A 20,733-nucleotide genomic window follows, 5' to 3' on the forward strand; every position below is an offset into this window, starting at 1 on the left:
TTTATGTAATCATCTCAGAAAAAATCTCTTTAGTGAAATTTTTTCTGAGATAGTAACCTCTTGGGTTTACCATAACAATATTACCTTCTTGATCAATTGCTTTTGTTTTAATATTACTGTTGGCTGCTTTAGGTCTAAGTTGAAGGTATTGTCCTCTGTGTGCTGTTAATTCGGTTACCATTCCTAAAGATATCATTTCTGTTATTTCTTCCCAATCATTTTTTAAAATTCTTTCTTTTTTACCTTCAAGGGTCCAAATTAGTGGATTCCCTACAATACGTTCGAAAAAATGGGCTTGTTTTCCAACAATAATTGGAATCCATAAGATTTTATTTAATTTCTTTTTTACTGGCGAATTAGACCAAGTTAACGGAGTGTTATTGATTAATTGAGCCATGCAAACAAATGTTGTTTCTAGTGGATTTCCATTAGTATCGATAGGTAGCGTTTTTAATTCGATACCTAATTCCTCAAAATCCGGAGTTGGTTTACTACCGGCATCTGCACCAAGATGCCACTCTATGAGTTGTCCAATAAATCCTTTGTTGTTTGATAAAGATTTTGGTAATTGAGTTTCTGCAATATCAGCCAATTGCTTGATATTATAGCCTGAAATGCGTTCAGCTCTATTGATTAATTCTAATATTGTTGCAGGTTTCGTTGGTTTATTTTTCATTTTGGTAGTAACATAAGGCTATATATTTTAATTATTAGTTTCTAATTATACTTTATTATATAAGTAGTTTTTTTTATTTTAAACATAAAAAAAATTGTAACTAAATTATAAGACATGAGGTAATTTGTGATTGATGGTGATGGATATCGCTACAATGTTGGGATCATAATTGTAAATGCTGAAGGGCAAGTATTTTGGGCTAGAAGACACGGACAGAATTCTTGGCAATTTCCTCAAGGAGGAGTTAATGAAGGTGAATTGCCCGAAGAAGCTATGTATAGAGAGCTTCAAGAAGAAGTAGGATTATCAAAACAAGATGTTAAAATTTTATATTCATCAAAACACTGGATTAAATATAATTTACCACAACGCCTAATTAGGCATGACTCTAAACCGCTTTGTATTGGACAAAAGCAAAGATGGTTTTTGTTGAAGCTGACCTCTACTGAAGATAAGATAAATTTATTAAGTGCATCGAATCCTGAGTTTGACTGTTGGCGTTGGGTCAGTTATTGGTATCCAGTGAGGCAGGTCATTTCATTTAAGAAAGAAGTTTATAGAAAAACCTTGAGAGATTTTTCTTCTATCGCTATGCCTTTTAAAGTCAAAAAATATAGAAAACCAAAAAAGAGTAGACATCAAAAATGATTTATCTTAGTTATATTTTTTTAGGAGTAATATCCGGGTTTCTTGCTGGTTTATTAGGAATTGGTGGTGGAGTCGTAATAGTACCAGTTTTAACTTATCTATTCTCCTTAGCAGCTTTTTCACATGAGATAAGTATACATATGGCACTTGCAACTTCATTAAGCTCTATTTTTTTTACATCTAGTGTTGCTAGCTTTTCTCACTTTAAGTTTAAAAACCTAGATTTTAACATTATAAAAAGCTTTATACCTTTTGCAGTTATTGGTTCGATTGCAGGAAGTTTTTTTGCTACTTCTGTTCCTTCAAATTATTTAACTAAAATTTTTTCGATAATTTTATTTTTTCTTTCTTTACAGATTATTTTGCAATGTTTAAAAAATAAAAAACAAACATTATCAAAATACCCCAAAGCTAATTATAATATTTTTTTTGGTTTTGTAATTGGCGTTATCTCTGCACTATCGGGCATTGGTGGGGGGTCATTGACTGTTCCTTATTTAAATTCTCGACAAGTAAAGATGAGTACCGCTATTGGATGTTCTTCTGTTTTAGCAATGTTTATGGCTGTATTTGGTAGCTTATGTTGGATATATACTGGATTACACAGCCAAGAAGTGTTGCCTATTCATAGTCTTGGATACGTGTATTTGCCCGCATTATTTTTTATCGTGTTAGCTTCTTCTATTACAGCTCCGTTAGGAGCAAAGTTAGCGTCACATATTTCAACATTGTCTTTGAAAATATGTTTTGCTATTTTATTATTAATCGTATCTATCACTATGTTTTTATCATAACTTCTTAAAATTGAGAGCTTTTATATGAGTTACTATACTTTACCAAAAATTGATCCAATTATGCTTTCTATAGGACCTTTGTCCATTCATTGGTATGGAGCCATGTATTTAATTGGTTTGTTGTTTGCTATAGGTTTAGCATATTATCGGGCCAAAAATAAAGATAACTCATGGAGCACTGATGAAGTAGTTGATTTATTATTATGGTGCTTCTTTGGAGTAATTATTGGTGGTCGAATCGGATATGTTCTTTTTTACAATTTCCCTATTTTTCTTCAAAACCCGCTTTACCTTTTTAAAGTTTGGGAAGGAGGGATGTCATTTCATGGAGGTTTGTTGGGTGTATTAGTTGTAATGTTCATTTGGAGTAAGAAGAAAAAAAAGTTATTTTTTGTTACATCAGACTTTATTGCACCTCTAGTTCCATTTGGTTTAGGTATGGGTAGAATTGGGAATTTAATTAATGGCGAGCTTTGGGGGAGAGTAACTAATGTTCCCTGGGGCATTGTTTTTCCTAATGCGGGACCACTTCCAAGGCATCCTTCTCAACTTTATGAGTTTTTTTTAGAGGGCGTTTTATTGTTTATAATACTCAATGTCTTTAGACAAAAAACAAGACCAGTTGGCGCTGTTTCTGGATTATTCTTGATTTTTTATGGTCTTTTTAGATTTATAATTGAGTTTTTTAGAGAGCCAGATCAACAGTTGGGTTTGTTTTTCAATGTTATTAGTATGGGGCAGATACTATCACTTCCAATGATATTGGGTGGTTTTATTATAGTTTTTGTTTCATATAAGAAAAAAGTTATGGTTAAATAAAATATCGGGAATTTTAGGATATGAATCAATATTTAGAGTTATGCAAAAAAATAATAAATGATGGACAGTGGGTCGAGAATAAAAGAACAAATAAAAAATGTTTAACATTAATTAACGCCGATTTACAATATGATGTTGAGAATAATGTATTCCCAATTATTACCACAAGGAAAAGTTTTTGGAAATCAGCAATAGCAGAGCTATTAGGTTATATTCGTGGATACGATAATGCAGCAGATTTTAGAAAACTTGGAACTAAATCTTGGGATGCTAATGCAAACGACAATTCTGTTTGGTTATCCAATCCTAACCGAAAAGGTTTAGATGATATGGGAAGAGTATACGGAGTTCAAGGTCGGTCTTGGGTTAACTCTGATGGATGTGTTATTGATCAATTAAAAAAAATTATAAATAATTTAAACTCTGGAATTGATGATAGAGGAGAGATATTAACATTTTACAACCCAGGTGAGTTTGACAAAGGTTGTTTACGCCCATGTATGCATACACATACCTTCTCTCTTATTAATGAAGACTTATATTTGACTAGCTATCAAAGGTCATGTGATGTTCCACTAGGGTTAAACTTTAACCAAATACAAGTTTTTACGTTATTAAAATTAGTTGCCCAAATTACGAGAAAAAAGCCTAAAACAGCATATCATAAAATTGTAAATGCGCATATTTACGAAGATCAGATCGATCTAATGAAAGTTCAAATTGAAAGAAAACCCTTTCAGTCACCCTCCTTAAATATAAACCCAGACATAAAATCATTAGAAGACCTTGAATCATGGGTTACTTTAGATGATTTTGAAGTCATTGGTTATGAGCATCACGATGCTATAAAATATCCATTTTCGGTATAGAGAGCGCTCATCATGACTAAAACAATATTGAGATTTGTTAAACTCGAATCATCTGGTGGAATTATTCTTTTATGCTCTGCTATTCTGGCTTTAATTTTTGCTAATTCACCTATCTCTGATCACTATTTCAATGCCTTGAGTTATAAAATATTAGGTTTATCTGTTGGGCACTGGGTAAATGATGGATTGATGGCAATTTTTTTCTTATTAATTGGTCTAGAGGTGAAACGCGAATTGATTGAAGGGGCTTTAAACTCAAAAGATAAAGCAATTTTCCCTTTGATTGCAGCAGTAGGCGGTATGTTAATTCCTGCTTTATTTTATTTATCTTTGAATTATTCGAGCATGGAATTAAGTCAAGGTTGGGCAATACCAGCTGCAACAGATATTGCTTTTGCGTTGGGTATATTAGCTTTACTTCCTAATGTTCCTAGTAACTTAAGAAGCTTTTTGTTAGCACTTGCAATAATTGATGATTTGGGCGTAATTCTTATTATTGCTCTGTTTTATAGTACTAAATTAAATGCTATTCCAATGCTTATTGCTACAATGGCTACTCTCACATTAGCTATATTTAATCTAAAAAAAGTCATGCATATATCTTGGTATTTAATTGTAGGTTTTATCCTTTGGATTGCTGTTCTAAAATCAGGAATTCACGCTACTTTAGCAGGTGTAATTCTTGGCTTTTTGGTGCCAATCGAACATAAAAATCCAAACTGTAAATCACCTTTAAAATTATTAGAGCATAAATTGCATTATTGGGTGAATTTTTTGATTTTACCTATTTTTGCATTTTGTAATGCAGGAATTCACCTACTAGATATTTCATTGCATCAAATTATAAATCCGCTTTCAATAGGAATAGTTTTAGGACTTTTCTTAGGAAAACCTATTGGTATATACAGTTTCAGCTATTTGTCTTTAAAATTCAAAATGGCCAAATTACCAGCGGGTGTAAATTTAATACAAATATTTGGTGTTTCTATTCTCTGTGGTATTGGCTTCACAATGTCTATATTTATATCAAGTTTAGCTTTTTTGAATGAAGATTATATTAATTTATCAAAAATTGGGATTTTAGGAGGCTCTTTTTTATCGGCTGTTATTGGTTTTTTTGCGTTGAAATATGCATTAAAAAAGCAGAGATATTAGATCTCTGCTTTTTTCAAACAATTAAAAACTCAATTTAAAGAGCTTTAATTTTCGCTAAAATTCTAGCTTTATGTCTAGCTGCTTTATTTTTATGAATTAAGCCTTTAGTTGCAAATCTATCAAGAATTGGCTGAACCTCGGCATAAGCTTTTGTTGCCAATTCTTTTTCACCGCTTTCAATTGCAGAAAATACTTTCTTCATATAAGTTCTCATCATAGAACGACGGCTTGCGTTGTGCTGTCTGCGTTTTTCAGACGTTAAAGCACGTTTTTTAGCTGATTTTATGTTAGCCAAAGTAAACTCCAGTATTCAAATTAATATAGTTTTTAGAGCAAAATTTTGCCTATTTTATAACAAAATGTCAATAAAAATATCAAGTCATGGCGATATTTTTTTTGAAAAGGTATAATAAATTAACTTTTAAAGCAATTTCATTTTTAAATGCAGTTAAACTTATTTAAAACAAGTCTTTGGTTAATGATAGTCACAATCTCCTCTAAAGTATTAGGCTTATTTCGAGATGTCTTTGTTGCTAGGGCTTTAGGAAGCGGATATCAGGCAGATGCATGCATACTTGCATTAAACATCCCTTTAATCTTAAGGAGACTTTTTACTGATGGTGTTTTTAACCAAGCAGTTGTTCCTATTTTAAATCATAACAGTTCAAATTTTAATAAAGATTTTGAAAGTAATGTCAGTCTTTTAATAGGAACCTTTGGTCTGTTCTTTTTAATCGCATCAACTCTATTCATTTTATTATCAAATATTTTTGTCATATTTATGGGTATAGGATGGTTCAAGGAATATTTAAATGATCCATACAGTACTGGAGGTTTGAGCTATGTTTTGGCATCTCATTTGATAAAGTATACCTTACCATATTTGTTTTTTATTTCTTTAGCAGGGCTTTCTTGCTCAATATTAAACTTTTTAGGCAAATATTATTTTCCAGCGATTTTACCGATGATTTTGAATATTGTTATCTTATTGTTTTTGTATAACTATTCCTATTTAGGCATAGAAAAGGAGTTGGCAGTAGTAATTGGCGTTTTTTTTGGTGGATTATGTCAATTTTTTATGTCTATAGTATATCTTTACAAATTAAACCTACTGAAGTATTTGAAGATAGATTTCAAGCATCCATTATTCAGAAAAACTTGTAAAAATTTATATTATGCTTCTTTGAGCAACTCAGTTATTATAATTAATGTGTTAATATCAACTATCATTTTAAGTTTTTTAAAAACTGGTTCTATAAGCTGGTTTTATTATTCTCAAAGATTGATAGATTTCCCCCAGTCATTTATAGGTATGGCTTTTAGTCTGTTATTTGTACCTATTTTTAGCAAGAAGTTTTCTGCACTTGAATTAAAAGATTTTAATAAATTAATTCTGCAGTCATTTAAAGTAATTCAGATCTTTGGAATACCTGCGATAATAGGACTTGTATATTTAGCTAAACCTATCATTATTCTTCTTTTTTATAGTAATGAATTCAATAAAGTCGATGTTGATAATACTGTTAATGCAACTTATGTTCTTCTAGCTTCATTAATCTTTATCCTTTTTTGTAAAAATTTAATGATTATTTTTGCTGCAATTAATAAAATTAAGTCGACAATTAAAATAGGTTATTTAACAATTTTTATGAATATTATCTTAAGTTTATCATTTTCAAGTTTTTTTGGATTTCTTGGGGTGTGTTTCGGTCTAGCCTTATCATCTCTTATACAGTTTTCTCTTCTCTTTAATAAATTAAAAAGATTAAAAAAATCAATGTTAATCTTGAATTTTATTTATTTTCTTTAAAAATATTAATAGCAAGTTTTATTATGTTATTATGTATCGATTACTTTGTACCAATTAGTTCCAATTTGTTTTTTATGACAAAGTTAGAGATAAGTTTTGCAATTTCCAAGGTTCTTTTCATAGGAATATTGGTATATATTGGTTCGATATTGATTTTAAAAATTAATCCATACAAAACTTTAATGAAAATGAGTTAATTTAGGTTTATGGGATGAAAATAATTAGACATGTTGAAAATCTTCCGAAGCGAGTTTGTGGGAGTGTTATAACTATAGGTAATTTTGATGGTTTACATTTAGGACATCAAAATATTTTAGATGAAGTTTCCAATTATTCCGAAGTTTTTAAATTAAAATCAATTTTAGTTACTTTCCAGCCATATCCAGAAGAGTTTTTCTCAAAAGATAAAGAGAAAGTTTTTAAGATTAATAATCTTCGTGATAAATACACTTTAATTGCTCAAAAGGGGATTGAAGAGTTTGTGTGCTTACAATTTAATCAAAAGTTTGCTAATATGTCTGCTTATGATTTTATAGAGAATATCCTTGTTAAAAAGTTAAAAGCTAAAATAATTATAATTGGTGATGACTTTAAGTTTGGATATCGAAGAGAAGGCTGCTTTCAACTACTAAAAAAACTTGAATCAAGATATCATTATAAAACATATGCGCAAGACAGTTATTTAATTAATAATGAGCGTGTAAGTAGCACGGCCATAAGAAAGCAATTGATAGATGGTGATTTATCACAAGCTTCTTCTTTTTTAGGTAGGAATTTTTTTATAACAGGAACTGTAGTTCATGGAAACAAATTAGGAAGAACTATTGGTTTTCCAACAGCTAATATAGCAACTAAAAATACAAACTATCCTTTGAGAGGTGTTTTTATTGTTATGGTTGAGTTGTTAAATAATACAAAATTGTATGGTGTTGCAAATATAGGCAATCGTCCAACAATAGATGGTAAAAAAATTGTACTAGAAGTGCACATTTTAAATTTTGGAAGTGATATTTATGGAAAACGATTAAGAGTGCGTTTTCTTAAAAAATTAAGAAATGAAATGAAATTTGAAACAATGAATGATTTGAAGCAACAAATCAATATTGATATGAATCAAGCAAAAAATTACATAAAAAATAAATAGAACATACGATAGATCGGAAAAAAATATTCATGAGCGATTATAAAAACACTTTAAATTTACCAGAAACAAACTTCCCAATGAGAGGAAACTTAGCTCAAAAAGAGCCAAAGTTTCTTGAAAAGTGGCAAAAAGATGATTTATATGAGAAAATTAGAGCATCTAAAAAGGGAAAAGAACTATTTATACTTCATGATGGCCCCCCATATGCAAATGGAAATATTCATATTGGTCATGCATTAAATAAAATCCTAAAAGATATTATTATTAAATCAAAGACCTTATCAAACTTTGATGCGCCTTATGTTCCTGGTTGGGACTGTCATGGTCTTCCGATTGAGTTAATGGTAGAAAAAAAATCTGGCAAGGTTGGAAAAAAAATATCTGCAGCTGATTTTAGAAAAAAATGTAGAGAGTACGCCTCAAAACAAATAGAATTACAAAAAAAAGATTTTAAACGTCTTGGGGTTCTAGGAGATTGGGACCATCCATATGCTACGATGAATTTCAAAGAAGAAGCGAATATTGTAAGAGCTTTTGGTAAAATTGTTGCAAATAATCATGTATCAAAAGGTTTCAAGCCTGTTCATTGGTGTATCGATTGTGGTTCGGCATTAGCTGATACTGAAGTTGAGTATAGAGATAAAGTATCCGACTCAATTGATGTAATGTTTGACTTTGACAATACTGATGAATTAGCTAATTATATAAATTGGTCAGAAAGCCCTGGGACAGATGATACAGTATCAGTTGTAATATGGACCACAACACCTTGGACACTACCTGCTAATAGAGCAGTTGCGCTTCATCCTGAACTTGAATATAGTGTAGTAAAATTAGAGCTTAATGGACAGGCTAAACGTTTATTATTAGCCAGTTCTTTAATCGAAAATGTAATGACAAAAATTAATTGTTCAGACTATGAGATAATCGGAAAAACTGTTGGTAGTAAGTTAGAGAACCTTCAAGTAAAACATCCATTTTATGAGTTCACTGTACCCGTTATATTAGGTGAACATGTTACAACTGATGCAGGTACAGGTGCAGTCCATACTGCTCCAGGACATGGGCAAGAAGACTTTGTTATTGGTAAAAAATATAATCTTGAAGTAGCTAATCCTGTAGGTGCAAATGGCGTTTATTTACCTAATACATCTATTTTTGCAGGAAAGCATATTAATAAAGTCAATCCAGAAATAATAGAGTTATTACAACAAAATGGTAAGCTTTTATTCCATGAAAAGTATGAGCATAGTTACCCGCATTGCTGGAGACATAAAACTCCTCTAATTTTTAGAGCTACTCCTCAATGGTTTATCTCCATGGAAAAAAACTCTTTGAAAGAGCACGCCTTAGAAGCAATAGAAAATGTTGACTGGTTACCTGACTGGGGAGAGAATAGAATTCGTTCTATGGTTGAGAATAGACCTGACTGGTGTATTTCGAGGCAAAGAACTTGGGGAACTCCTATTACTCTTTTTGTTCATAAAGAAACACAGGAAATTCATCCTAACTCAGTAGAATTGATTGAAAAAGTTGCTTTATTGATTGAAGAAAAGGGAATACAAGCATGGTGGGATCTTAAAAATGAAGATATTCTAGAATCAGAAGATATTGCCCATTATGAAAAAGTTAACGATATTATGGATGTTTGGTTTGATTCAGGAGTAACTCATTACTCTGTACTTGCTCAAAGAGAAGAGTTTAAGGGGAAACTACCTGCGGATTTATACCTAGAAGGCTCAGATCAGCATAGAGGGTGGTTTCAGACATCATTACTTTCATCTATTGGTATGAATGGTAAAGCACCATACAAAAAAGTTTTGACGCATGGATTTACTGTTGATGGGCATGGCAAAAAAATGTCCAAGTCACTTGGAAATACAATTGCTCCTAATGATGTGGTTTCTAAATTAGGTGCAGATATATTAAGGTTATGGGTAGCCTCGACAGACTATACCGGTGAGCAGGCAGTATCAAATGAAATTTTGAATAGAAGTGCTGATGCCTATCGACGTATTCGAAACACAGCAAGATTTTTACTATCAAATTTACACGATTTTAATCCGGAAGATGATCTTATTGATTTTAATGAAATGATTGCATTAGATCGATGGGCTATATCAAAGACAAATGAATTTCAAAATAAAATAATTAAAGCATATAGTGACTTTAATTTTCATGATGTAACTCAATTGATTCTTCATTTTTGTTCAATTGAGATGGGTTCATTTTATTTAGATATTATAAAAGATAGACAATATACAGCTAAGAAAAATTCTATTGCTCAAAAAAGTTGTCAAACAGCTCTTTATCATATAATTGAATCATTAGTTCGTTGGATTGCTCCCATTTTATCTTATACAGCGGATGAAGTATGGGAGAATATGCCTGGCAAAAGAGATGAGTATGTTTTCACAGGTGAATGGTATTTGGGACTTAATACATTGTCTGAGCATGAAGAATTAAACTCGGAATTCTGGAGTGAAATCCAGGTCATTAGGAATATTGTCAATAAAGAAATTGAGAGTTTAAGAAAAGATAAAGTGCTAGGTGGTTCTCTTCAAGCAGATGTTACCTTATATGCTGATACAGATTTAAAAGCATTATTGATGAAACTTGGTGATGAGTTAAGGTTTGTATTATTGACATCGAATGTTAAAGTGAAAAATATAAGTGAAAAAAGTTCAGAGGCTAAAGATACAGAGCTTTCAGGTTTATCATTATTGATAAAACCTTCAGGTGGAAAAAAATGTGAAAGATGTTGGCATTATACGGATGATGTGGGGCTAGACTCGGAATACAATGATATTTGTCAAAGATGTGTCTCAAATATCAAAGGAGAAGGTGAAGTAAGGAATTATGCTTAATGAATAGGACAAGAATTTGTGATACTGGCCTAAGATGGCTAATACTATCTTTAATCACATTCTTTTTAGACATCATTAGTAAAATATTGATTACTCAATATTTTACTTTGTATCAGACTAAAAATATTTTTCCATTTTTAAATATTACCTATGTTCGTAACCATGGGGCAGCTTTCAGCTTTCTAAATGATGCTGGTGGATGGCAAAAGTGGCTTTTTTCTTTTATTGCCGTCGTCATTATTTTTGTATTAACTTATTCTTTATATAAAAGCAAAAAATCTTTTAGTTTAAGTAATTTGTCGTTCAGTCTTATCATTGGTGGTGCGCTGGGCAATTTAGTTGATAGAATTTATAATGGATTTGTTGTTGACTTTATTCATTTTCATTGGGGTGAATTTAGTTTTGCCGTTTTCAATATTGCTGATTCTGCGATTTGTATTGGAGCGATACTTTTAATATTCGATTATTTATTCGTAAAGAAGGTTGTTGATGAAAATAAATAAGAACTCAATAGTACAATTACATTTTTCTTTAGTTCTTATAGATGGAACTATTATTGAATCAACATGGGATAGAGGTGAATCAAGTTGTCTAGAGATGGGTACAGGACAATTAACTGAAAACTTTGAAAATTGCTTAATAGGACTTCAAAAAGGAGACATTCGAGAATTTACTCTAAGCGAAGATCAAGCTTTTGGACATATTCAGAATGATAAAGTTATATCTTTTGATATATCTGTTTTTGGCGATATTGAAAATATCAAAGAAGGCATGGTTCACACTTTTAAAGGAATTGATGGGAGTGAGACAATAGGTGTTATTGAGGAAATTATTCAGAGCAGTGTCATTGTAAACTTTAATCACCCATTAGCAGGAAAAACGGTTAAATTTAATGTGGAAATAATCAATATAGAGAAAGAATAAGAATGGAAATATTACTTGCAAACCCAAGAGGTTTTTGTGCTGGAGTAGATCGAGCCATTACAATTGTTGAAAATGCTCTTGTTCTTTTTGGGAAACCGATTTATGTTCGTCATGAAGTTGTTCATAATCGATATGTTGTAGATGACTTGAAGTCACGAGGTGCAATTTTCGTAGAGGAGTTAGAGGAAGTTCCTGAAGATAGCGTAGTGATATTTTCAGCACATGGAGTATCTCAATCCGTAAGGAAGGAAGCTGCTGCAAGGAGCTTGAAGGTTTTTGATGCTACTTGTCCTCTAGTTACTAAAGTTCATATGGAAGTAGCAAGAGCTAGTAAAAAAAAGCAGGAAGTTATATTAATTGGCCATAAAGGACATCCTGAGGTGGAAGGCACAATGGGGCAATACAACAATGTAGAAGGAAAAATTTATTTAGTTGAGTCAATTGAAGATGTTAAAAGTTTAAAGGTTATTGATGAAAATAATTTACATTTCGTAACTCAGACTACTCTATCTGTTGATGAAACACATGATATTATTGAGGAGCTGAAACAAAAATATAAAAATATTCAGGGACCAAGAAAAGAAGATATTTGTTATGCAACTCAGAATCGTCAAAATGCAGTGAGAGAATTAGCTGAAAATGTGGATTTAATGATTGTTGTTGGCTCTAAAAACTCATCTAACTCTAATAGATTAAGTGAACTTGCAGAAAACCTTGGCACAAAAAGTTATTTAATTGATTCTATTGATCAATTGAATAAAAGTTGGTTTATTGAAGTCAATAAATTAGGAATTACTGCAGGTGCATCTGCACCAGAGGAACTCATCCAGAAAATTTTAAAGAAAATTGTGACTGATTTTGGTGGCGAAGTAAGAGAATATTCTGGTTGTAGAGAGGATATGTATTTTGAGGTCCCCAAGGAGCTTAAAATTAAACAGATTATTTAAAAGCCTTTTTAAAAAGGCTTTTTTTTGAATTTTTTTGAGGTAAATATGATTAAAGTTATAGTATCTGGTGTTACTGGTCGAATGGGTAAAAGTATTCTAGATAATATAGAAGTCTTTAAAGATATAAAGTTAGTTGGCGCAATTACGCATGAAAAAAGCAAGTATCTTAATAAAAGTACAGATGAACTTAGCAATAACCTAAAATCAAATATTTTGGTAACAAGTAATATTGAAGATTGTATTGTAAACTCGGATTTAATAATTGACTTTTCCACACCACGCAATTCATTAAAAAATATTGAGTTATGTTGTAAATATAATAAAAGGATTGTAATAGGAACGACTGGTTTTAAAGAAAATGAGTTAGAGAACATTCATAACTTTAGTAAAAGTATACCAATTTTGTTGGCCCCAAATTTTAGTATTGGGGTTAATGTAATGCTACGGCTTGTCCAACTAGCAACTCAGGTTCTAGGAAATAAAACTGATATTGAAATTATAGAAGCTCATCATAGTAAAAAAGTAGATGCTCCGTCAGGTACCGCAATAAGGATAGGAGAAGTAATTGCTGAAGAATTAAATTGCGACTTATCTCAATTAGCTAGATACAGTAGAGAAGGATTAATTGGTGAAAGAAAGTATGGAGAAATTGGTTTTTCTACCATTCGTGCTGGTGGTATTATTGGAGATCACTCAACGATTTTTGCTGATGAAGATGAGGTTATTGAAATAAATCATAAAGCATTGAATCGATCAATTTTTGCAAAGGGAGCATTGAAGGCAGCTCAATGGCTAATTAAATCAAAACCAAATGGGCTTTTTGATATGCATGATGTTATTGGCTTAAATAAATAAATAAAAATATAACTTGACTTAGGATGAAATCATCTCTACTATCCAGACAATTTGTCTGGAGATCATAGATAAAAATTGGAGGAAAATTTGGTTTGTAAAGCATTTTTAGTTTTAGAAGATGGCTCTATTTTTGAAGGTAAGTCATTAGGGGCTTCTGGAAGTACTGTCGGTGAAGTCGTTTTCAATACATCAATGACTGGATATCAAGAAATACTAACTGACCCATCATATAAAGATCAAATAGTCACATTAACTTACCCCCATATTGGTAATACTGGCGTTAACTCAGAAGATATCGAATCAAAAAATATACATACCAAGGGATTAATTATCAGAGATAATTCCATTATTCCATCAAATTTTAGAAGCGAAGATACGTTATCTAATTACCTAAAAACAAACAATATTATTGGTATCTATGATATTGACACAAGAATGTTAACTCGTATGCTAAGAGAAAAGGGCACTATGACTGGTTGCATTATGACAGGTTCTTTGGATAAAGATAAGGCAGATAGTTTTATAGCTTCTTTTCCAGGCTTAAAAGGGCTTGACTTAGCTAAAGAAGTGACCACAAAAAACAGTTTTGTTTGGACTGAGAAAACATGGGATTTGAAAGGTGGTTATTCTTATTTAACAGAAAATGATGCACTTTATCATATCGTAGCTTATGACTTTGGTGTTAAAAATAATATCTTAAGAATTTTGGCTAACATGAATTGTAAAATTACTGTTGTTCCCGCACAAACCTCAGCAGAAACAGTATTAGAAATGAAACCTGATGGAATCTTTTTGTCTAATGGTCCAGGTGATCCTGAGCCTTGTGATTATGCTATAAATGCAACAAAAATATTTCTAAACAAAAAATTCCAATTTTTGGTATTTGTCTCGGACATCAAATATTAGGTTTAGCTTCAGGTGCGAAAACGTTCAAAATGAAATTTGGACATCATGGAGCAAATCATCCTATTCAGGATTTAAGTTCTAGAAAAGTCTTAATTACAAGCCAGAATCATAACTTTGCTATTGATCCTGAAAATATTCCTTTGACGTTGAAAGTAACTCATAAATCTTTATTTGATCAATCAGTGGCAGGTATAGAACATACAGAATGTCCAGCATTTAGTTTTCAAGGGCATCCAGAAGCAAGTCCTGGACCACAAGATGCAATGTATTTATTTGAAAAATTTATTGATTTAATAAAAAAAATAAGCAGTCATAAGGAGTAATCAAGTGTCAAAAAGAGATGATATAAAGAGTATCTTAATACTAGGAGCAGGACCTATCGTAATTGGACAAGCCTGTGAGTTTGATTACTCTGGAGCTCAAGCTTGTAAAGCTTTAAAAGAAGAAGGTTATCGAGTCATACTTGTAAACTCTAATCCTGCAACAATCATGACTGATCCTGAAATGGCAGATGCTACTTATATAGAGCCCATAAATTGGAAAATTGTTGAAGAAATTATAAAAAAAGAAAAACCTGATGCATTGTTGCCTACTATGGGTGGACAAACCGCCTTAAATTGTGCATTAGAACTTGAAAAGGAAGGGGTCTTAGAAAAATATTCTGTTGAGATGATTGGTGCTAAGGCCGATGCTATTGATAAAGCTGAAGACCGCTCAAGATTCGATAAGGCAATGAAATCCATTGGACTAGAGTGCCCAAGAGCAGGCATTGCGACTACATTAGAAGAAGCTTATGGCGTTTTAGATGAAGTCGGTTTTCCATGTATCATTAGACCATCCTTTACTATGGGCGGTAGTGGTGGAGGCATTGCTTATAACAAGGAAGAGTTTGAAGAAATATGTCTTCGAGGTCTAGATCTTTCCCCTACAAATGAGTTGTTAATCGATGAATCCCTTATAGGTTGGAAAGAGTATGAAATGGAAGTGGTAAGGGATAAAAATGACAACTGTATTATAGTTTGCTCCATTGAAAATTTTGACCCTATGGGGGTTCACACTGGTGATTCTATCACTGTTGCACCCGCACAAACATTAACGGATAAAGAATATCAGTTAATGAGGAATGCTTCAATTGCAGTCTTGAGAGAAATAGGAGTGGAAACTGGAGGCTCAAATGTTCAATTTGGAATTAATCCAGATGATGGTCGAATGGTAATTATTGAAATGAACCCCAGAGTATCTCGTTCCTCAGCCCTTGCATCAAAAGCGACTGGATTTCCTATAGCAAAAATTGCTGCAAAACTTGCAGTAGGCTACACGTTAGATGAATTAAAAAATGATATTACGGGTGGAGTTACGCCAGCATCTTTTGAACCGAGTATTGATTATGTTGTTACAAAAATTCCTAGATTCAATTTTGAGAAATTTGTTGGAGCAAATGATAGGCTAACAACACAAATGAAGTCCGTTGGTGAGGTTATGGCCATTGGACGAAACCAACAAGAGTCATTACAAAAAGCTTTGAGAGGTTTAGAAGTAGGTGCATCTGGTTTTGATGAGGTAGTTGATTTAGATGATGCCGATGCACTTAGTACAATACGAAGAGAACTTAAAGAGCCGGGTGCTGAAAGAATTTGGTATGTTGCGGATGCATTTAGAGCAGGTATGTCTGTAGATGGTATTTTTGACTTAACCAAAATCGATCGATGGTTTCTAATTCAAATAGAAGATCTCATTCGTGATGAAAAGGAAATGAAAAAAAGAGGCTTTTCAGGACTCGATGCATCATTTTTATATGATTTAAAAAGAAAAGGTTTTTCAGATCAAAGATTAAGTAAGCTTATTGGTGTGTCTGAAAATGAAATCAGAAAGTTAAGGGATAAAAATAATATACATCCAGTATACAAAAGAGTAGATACTTGTGCAGCTGAATTTCAATCAGATACAGCTTATATGTACTCTACATATGATTCGGAATGTGAAGCTAATGTTTCCAATAAAGATAAAATAATCGTTTTAGGTGGAGGACCAAATAGAATTGGTCAGGGAATTGAATTTGATTATTGTTGTGTTCATGCAGCGATGGCTTTAAAAGAAGATGGCTATGAAACTATCATGGTTAATTGTAACCCTGAAACAGTTTCTACAGATTACGACACCTCAGATAGATTATATTTTGAACCGGTTACTTTAGAAGATGTTTTAGAGATTGTAAGAATTGAAAAACCAACAGGCGTCATTGTTCAATATGGTGGACAAACACCATTAAAGCTTGCTAGGGAACTTGAAATTGCAGGGGTTCCTATTATTGGAACAAGTCCAGACGCTATTGATAGAGCAGAGGATCGAGAAAGATTTCAGGAAGCTGTTGATAGGTTGAATTTAAAACAACCAGAAAATGCGACTGTAACAAGTATTGAGAAAGCGGTCGAAGAAGCAAAAAAAATTGGATTTCCTTTAGTTGTAAGACCATCTTATGTGTTGGGCGGACGCGCTATGGAGATTGTATATGATGAGCAAGATTTGAAAAGGTATTTTAACGAAGCAGTCAGTGTTTCAAATGATTCTCCTGTTTTATTGGATCGTTTCTTAGATGATGCTATTGAAGTTGACGTAGATGCTATTTCTGATGGTGAATCGGTTTTAATTGGTGGTATTATGGAGCATATTGAGCAAGCAGGTGTTCACTCTGGAGACTCTGCTTGTTCACTTCCAGCTCACTCATTAAGTAACACTATCCAGGATGAAATGAGAAAACAAGTTAAAAAACTTGCTTTAGAACTTGGTGTTAATGGATTAATGAACACACAATTTGCTGTAAAAGATAATGAAATTTATCTTATTGAGGTAAATCCACGAGCAGCAAGAACGGTGCCTTTCGTATCAAAGGCCACAAGTTTACCGATCGCTAAAATAGCTGCTAGAGTAATGGCTGGTCAAAGTTTGAAAGAGCAAGGGATAACTAAAGAGGTAATTCCGCCTTATTATTCCGTAAAAGAGGTCGTATTACCTTTTAATAAATTTCCAGGCGTTGATCCTATTTTGGGTCCTGAAATGCGCTCTACGGGTGAAGTTATGGGTATAGGTAATTCCTTTTCAGATGCATTTGCTAAAGCTGAACTTGGATGTAGTAAAGAGTATGATTCTATTGGACGTGTTCTTTTATCAGTGAGAAATAATGATAAAGAAAAAGTAGTTTTATTAGCTAAACAGTTGCAAGACTTAGGTTATCAATTAGATGCTACTCATGGAACAGCAGTTGTGCTTGGTGAAGCTGGAATAAATCCTAGGCTTGTAAATAAAGTGCATGAAGGTAGACCTCATATTTTAGATCGTATTAAAAATAATGAATATACATATATTGTAAATACTGTCGAAGGTAGACAAGCAATAGAGGATTCTAAGGTTTTAAGAAGAGCAGCCCTGCAGGAAAAGGTTAAGTATACAACCACAATGAATGCCGCTTTTGCTACATGTAAGGCACACAATGCGGATGAGCCTTATAAAGTCAACTCCATCCAAGAGTTACACAAACAAATCTAAAACGATAAAATTTAATCGTATATTTAAATAAACAAAGCCCCTGTTTAAGGGGCTTTGATTTATTAATGTGTTATATAAATTGCTCTAATATAAACTCGATATTGATGTTTTTTTAGTAATTAGAATATAAAAAATTAAGCATATTCTTTTCAAAATTATATATGTTAAATTTTTGTTGGGGAAACAAGTTATCTGTCATTTGGATATAAATCAGATGATTACCTGATTTTGTTTTCAAAACTCCTGCTAGATTAGAAACGGCAAATAAACTACCAGTTTTTGCGATAAAATGATTGGTAAATGTGGTATTTTGCATACTAGGTCTATATTTTAAAGTACCATCGACACTACTTACAGGAAGCATATCAATTATTGTTGAGTTTTTTAAATATAACTCTTTTAATATATCTAGAAAGTAAGATGCTGGTGCTCGGTTGTTTCTCGATAAACCAGAACCATCAACGAAATTGAAACGTTTTAAATTGATATTCTGATATTTCATTAATGAAATTTTTAAGGCAGCAACGCCATTTGAAAAATTTCCTTTTTGTTTGAATTGTTTATGACCAAGCAGTTTTATAAAAAAATTTGCGTACAAGTTATCAGATTTTTTTAGCATATGCCTGAGAAGCAAATTAATATTTTGAGAATAATGACTTGCAATAACTTCCCCTTTAAATTTTTTATTAGATAAGTAAATTGAACCACTGTAATGAATTTTACTTTCTTTTAATAATTTTTTTAAAATTGATTTTGCATAATCTGCTGAATCATAAATAGCTATGTTTAAAGGGATACTTTTAATAGTATTATTAATACAGCCCTTGAGAATGTAATTATTTTTGGATGTTGGTGTTAACGTTAGGTTACAAAATTTTGAACTTTTTGTAAGAAATGCCCGGTTCGTAATTGTAACATGTGAGGGAATTTTTAATTTTATTTTATTTTGTTTACGGTTAATTAAGATTTTTCCACGTAGACAATTGTGATTGATAACGATGCCTGAAGATGGAGTTGCGTAACAGGAAGCTAAAATATCCCAAGGTTCTCCTATTGCATTTCCATTTTCTATCTCTGATGACTGAAGGTAAATATTTTTTATTTTAGAATGATTAATTTTTGTCTTGTTTTTAATTATTAAGGTTTTTAAATCATTTAAAGTCAGAGAAGGGTCGCCTGAAAAGTTTATAATTAGACTATTACGATTGATTGACAAGGTAGTTACTAACTTTTGATTTGATTTAAATTCATTTTCGATGGCTTGAGCTGTGCTAATTTTTTGCAGACTAGCTGGTTGTCTGTATTTATCTGGGTTTAATTTAATTATAAACTGGTCCTTTTCAATGTTATAAATAATTAAAGATAAACCTGCTTGTTTGGGAAAAGTATTTGTTATATCAGATAGTTGAGTAGCAAAAAGATGTGTTGAAAAAATAAAAAAAAAAATAAAAATCGCATAAAATCCCTCAAAAAAAAACACCACCTTTAAGGTGGTGTATGTGTATATTTGAATATTTAAATTCTTAGAAAGAGTACATTGCACCTAACCAAGCATTGTCACCTCGGTAGTATTGATCTTTCTTATCTAGGAAGTCAGCTTGGTATTCTACATAAGTTGTGAATTGCTTATTCCAAACATAGTTCACAGCAAAGTCAGCATTGTTTGCAGATACTGGATCATTATCACCAGTTTTTGCTGCAACACCACTTAAGTACGAACCAGCATTATCTAGATCTGTGTATTTACCATAGTTATATGTCGCTTGTAAAATCCATTGATCTAAAGTAACTGCTGTAGCAAATTCTGCACCCCAGTATTTAGCAGCACCAACTTGTTGTTGACCAAAATTTGTAACATTAGACACAGTAACATCAACATTTTCGTTGTTATTTGCAAAACCTGCGTTATCATCACCAACAAATGTTCCAGTAGTTAGATGTTTACCAACAGAACCTAAAAGACCAACATATAACATTTCGTCATTATAAGACAAACCTAACATAGTGTTATAAGTACTTGCTCTATCAATAACTGTTCCGGCAGCGTTACCAGCTAAGTTATCTCTTTCATAAGCGTAACCAGCACCTGCTGAAAATCCAGAATCACCTAGATTCCACACTAATGAACCACCAAAACCTTGACCGACAGTATCAACATCAGATTGTTTTGCTTTATATGTTACACGAGTTGAAATATCGCCAAATGTACCTGCATAAGCCAATGTATTTGCAACGCGGTCAGCAGATGTAATTTTATTTGAAGCAGTAGCTCCGTTATTAGGCATTATGTCAGTAAAATCAGTAATAACGTCTAAAGCACCGTCTTGTTTACCATAAGTTACTTGACCAAAATCACCACCAATACCAGCATAAACATAACGTGTGTCTACATTTGATGAACCTACATCAAATTCAAGTTCAGCGAAACCAATGCCATATAGAGTGTCATTGATCATTGACTTACCAGTCATATTTAATCTAAAGCGACTCTCATCATTTACATTACTCATAGAGTTAGTAGTTGGGTAAGAGTAGTCATTAGAATCAAAAGAAGTTGGATTTTTTTCCATTTCAGCTCTTGCTTCAACAAATCCACCAATTTGAAGTGAAGTGCCATCTTGATCATATACGGTTGCAGCGTGAGCTGTTCCTGCAGTAACAGCTGTAAGAGCTACAGCTAAAAGAGTTTTTTTCATGTTTTATCCTTGATTTTAGTTTGGTTAATTATTACTCGACCAAAAGTAATAATTAGATTTAAATCTCGATCATTGTAAAA

At 32.2% G+C, this 20,733-nt stretch carries 17 protein-coding genes and 1 pseudogene; 14 read left to right on the top strand and 4 right to left on the bottom strand.

Features of this window, described 5'->3' with window-relative positions:
* Position 1 precedes the first annotated feature (1 nt).
* Positions 2–676 (bottom strand): DNA mismatch repair endonuclease MutH, encoded by a 675-nt coding sequence (mutH, locus tag CF386_RS04695; RefSeq protein WP_089073261.1) that lies wholly within the window; start codon positions 674–676, stop codon positions 2–4.
* Positions 677–802: 126 nt separating this feature from the next.
* Between mutH and rppH the strand changes: the two genes are divergently transcribed.
* Genes rppH through nhaA form a run of 5 tightly spaced genes read left to right on the top strand, consistent with a single transcriptional unit; the run spans position 803 to position 4,961 of the window.
* Positions 803–1,324, top strand: coding sequence for an RNA pyrophosphohydrolase (gene rppH / locus CF386_RS04700; protein ID WP_089073262.1), 522 nt, complete (start codon positions 803–805; stop codon positions 1,322–1,324).
* On the top strand, positions 1,321–2,118 hold the full coding sequence (locus tag CF386_RS04705) for a sulfite exporter TauE/SafE family protein (RefSeq protein ID WP_089073263.1): 798 nt from the start codon (positions 1,321–1,323) through the stop codon (positions 2,116–2,118). Before rppH ends, CF386_RS04705 begins: the two co-directional genes overlap by 4 nt.
* 24 nt (positions 2,119–2,142) lie before the next feature.
* Positions 2,143–2,937 (top strand): prolipoprotein diacylglyceryl transferase, encoded by a 795-nt coding sequence (gene lgt / locus CF386_RS04710; RefSeq protein ID WP_089073264.1) that lies wholly within the window; start codon positions 2,143–2,145, stop codon positions 2,935–2,937.
* 20 nt (positions 2,938–2,957) lie between these two features.
* Complete coding sequence (locus tag CF386_RS04715; RefSeq protein WP_089073265.1) at positions 2,958–3,806, top strand: thymidylate synthase; 849 nt, start codon at positions 2,958–2,960, stop codon at positions 3,804–3,806.
* Positions 3,807–3,818: 12 nt separating this feature from the next.
* Complete coding sequence (nhaA, locus tag CF386_RS04720) at positions 3,819–4,961, top strand: Na+/H+ antiporter NhaA (protein ID WP_089073266.1); 1,143 nt, start codon at positions 3,819–3,821, stop codon at positions 4,959–4,961.
* A 34-nt stretch (positions 4,962–4,995) separates the two neighbouring features.
* On the opposite strand, the gene rpsT is transcribed toward nhaA, so the two are convergent.
* Positions 4,996–5,256 carry a 30S ribosomal protein S20 gene (gene rpsT, locus CF386_RS04725; protein WP_089073267.1) on the bottom strand — a complete coding sequence of 87 codons (261 nt, stop codon included), beginning with the start codon at positions 5,254–5,256 and terminating at the stop codon, positions 4,996–4,998.
* Positions 5,257–5,403: 147 nt separating this feature from the next.
* Between rpsT and murJ the strand changes: the two genes are divergently transcribed.
* From murJ to carB, 9 genes and pseudogenes are all read left to right on the top strand, one after another.
* Entirely contained in the window at positions 5,404–6,771 is a 1,368-nt protein-coding gene (gene murJ, locus CF386_RS04730; protein ID WP_089073268.1) for a murein biosynthesis integral membrane protein MurJ, read from the top strand.
* Between the two features lie 211 nt (positions 6,772–6,982).
* Complete coding sequence (gene ribF, locus CF386_RS04735; RefSeq protein ID WP_089073269.1) at positions 6,983–7,915, top strand: bifunctional riboflavin kinase/FAD synthetase; 933 nt, start codon at positions 6,983–6,985, stop codon at positions 7,913–7,915.
* Between the two features lie 29 nt (positions 7,916–7,944).
* Complete coding sequence (gene ileS / locus CF386_RS04740; RefSeq protein WP_089073270.1) at positions 7,945–10,782, top strand: isoleucine--tRNA ligase; 2,838 nt, start codon at positions 7,945–7,947, stop codon at positions 10,780–10,782.
* On the top strand, positions 10,782–11,285 hold the full coding sequence (gene lspA / locus CF386_RS04745; protein WP_089073271.1) for a signal peptidase II: 504 nt from the start codon (positions 10,782–10,784) through the stop codon (positions 11,283–11,285). Before ileS ends, lspA begins: the two co-directional genes overlap by 1 nt.
* Entirely contained in the window at positions 11,272–11,706 is a 435-nt protein-coding gene (locus tag CF386_RS04750; protein ID WP_089073272.1) for an FKBP-type peptidyl-prolyl cis-trans isomerase, read from the top strand. The genes lspA and CF386_RS04750 overlap by 14 nt, the downstream gene beginning before the upstream one ends.
* Positions 11,707–11,708: 2 nt before the next feature.
* Positions 11,709–12,653, top strand: coding sequence for a 4-hydroxy-3-methylbut-2-enyl diphosphate reductase (gene ispH / locus CF386_RS04755; RefSeq protein WP_089073273.1), 945 nt, complete (start codon positions 11,709–11,711; stop codon positions 12,651–12,653).
* 45 nt (positions 12,654–12,698) lie between these two features.
* Complete coding sequence (dapB, locus tag CF386_RS04760) at positions 12,699–13,508, top strand: 4-hydroxy-tetrahydrodipicolinate reductase (RefSeq protein WP_089073274.1); 810 nt, start codon at positions 12,699–12,701, stop codon at positions 13,506–13,508.
* A gap of 87 nt (positions 13,509–13,595) precedes the next feature.
* Positions 13,596–14,737 (top strand): annotated as a pseudogene (gene carA, locus CF386_RS04765) (glutamine-hydrolyzing carbamoyl-phosphate synthase small subunit).
* Between the two features lie 4 nt (positions 14,738–14,741).
* Positions 14,742–17,957: a carbamoyl-phosphate synthase large subunit gene (carB, locus tag CF386_RS04770; protein ID WP_089073275.1), complete on the top strand. Its 3,216-nt coding sequence runs from the start codon at positions 14,742–14,744 to the stop codon at positions 17,955–17,957.
* Between the two features lie 112 nt (positions 17,958–18,069).
* Here the strand turns inward: carB and dacB are convergent, their stop codons facing one another.
* Together dacB and CF386_RS04780 are read right to left on the bottom strand one after the other, a co-directional pair.
* Positions 18,070–19,437 (bottom strand): D-alanyl-D-alanine carboxypeptidase/D-alanyl-D-alanine endopeptidase, encoded by a 1,368-nt coding sequence (dacB, locus tag CF386_RS04775; protein WP_158522302.1) that lies wholly within the window; start codon positions 19,435–19,437, stop codon positions 18,070–18,072.
* A gap of 43 nt (positions 19,438–19,480) precedes the next feature.
* Complete coding sequence (locus CF386_RS04780; protein ID WP_089073277.1) at positions 19,481–20,653, bottom strand: porin; 1,173 nt, start codon at positions 20,651–20,653, stop codon at positions 19,481–19,483.
* Between the last annotated feature and the right edge of the window lie 80 nt (positions 20,654–20,733).

The organism is Paraphotobacterium marinum (genome assembly GCF_002216855.1).
Lineage (GTDB): Bacteria > Pseudomonadota > Gammaproteobacteria > Enterobacterales > Vibrionaceae > Paraphotobacterium > Paraphotobacterium marinum.

Coding starts and splice junctions, on each gene's coding strand:
- mutH (WP_089073261.1), bottom strand. CDS start 676: ATGAAAAATAAACCAACGAAACCTGCAACAATATTAGAATTAATCAAT.
- CF386_RS04780 (WP_089073277.1), bottom strand. CDS start 20,653: ATGAAAAAAACTCTTTTAGCTGTAGCTCTTACAGCTGTTACTGCAGGA.
- CF386_RS04705 (WP_089073263.1), top strand. CDS start 1,321: ATGATTTATCTTAGTTATATTTTTTTAGGAGTAATATCCGGGTTTCTT.
- lspA (WP_089073271.1), top strand. CDS start 10,782: ATGAATAGGACAAGAATTTGTGATACTGGCCTAAGATGGCTAATACTA.
- ribF (WP_089073269.1), top strand. CDS start 6,983: ATGAAAATAATTAGACATGTTGAAAATCTTCCGAAGCGAGTTTGTGGG.
- ispH (WP_089073273.1), top strand. CDS start 11,709: ATGGAAATATTACTTGCAAACCCAAGAGGTTTTTGTGCTGGAGTAGAT.
- nhaA (WP_089073266.1), top strand. CDS start 3,819: ATGACTAAAACAATATTGAGATTTGTTAAACTCGAATCATCTGGTGGA.
- CF386_RS04715 (WP_089073265.1), top strand. CDS start 2,958: ATGAATCAATATTTAGAGTTATGCAAAAAAATAATAAATGATGGACAG.
- dapB (WP_089073274.1), top strand. CDS start 12,699: ATGATTAAAGTTATAGTATCTGGTGTTACTGGTCGAATGGGTAAAAGT.
- lgt (WP_089073264.1), top strand. CDS start 2,143: ATGAGTTACTATACTTTACCAAAAATTGATCCAATTATGCTTTCTATA.
- CF386_RS04750 (WP_089073272.1), top strand. CDS start 11,272: ATGAAAATAAATAAGAACTCAATAGTACAATTACATTTTTCTTTAGTT.
- ileS (WP_089073270.1), top strand. CDS start 7,945: ATGAGCGATTATAAAAACACTTTAAATTTACCAGAAACAAACTTCCCA.
- murJ (WP_089073268.1), top strand. CDS start 5,404: ATGCAGTTAAACTTATTTAAAACAAGTCTTTGGTTAATGATAGTCACA.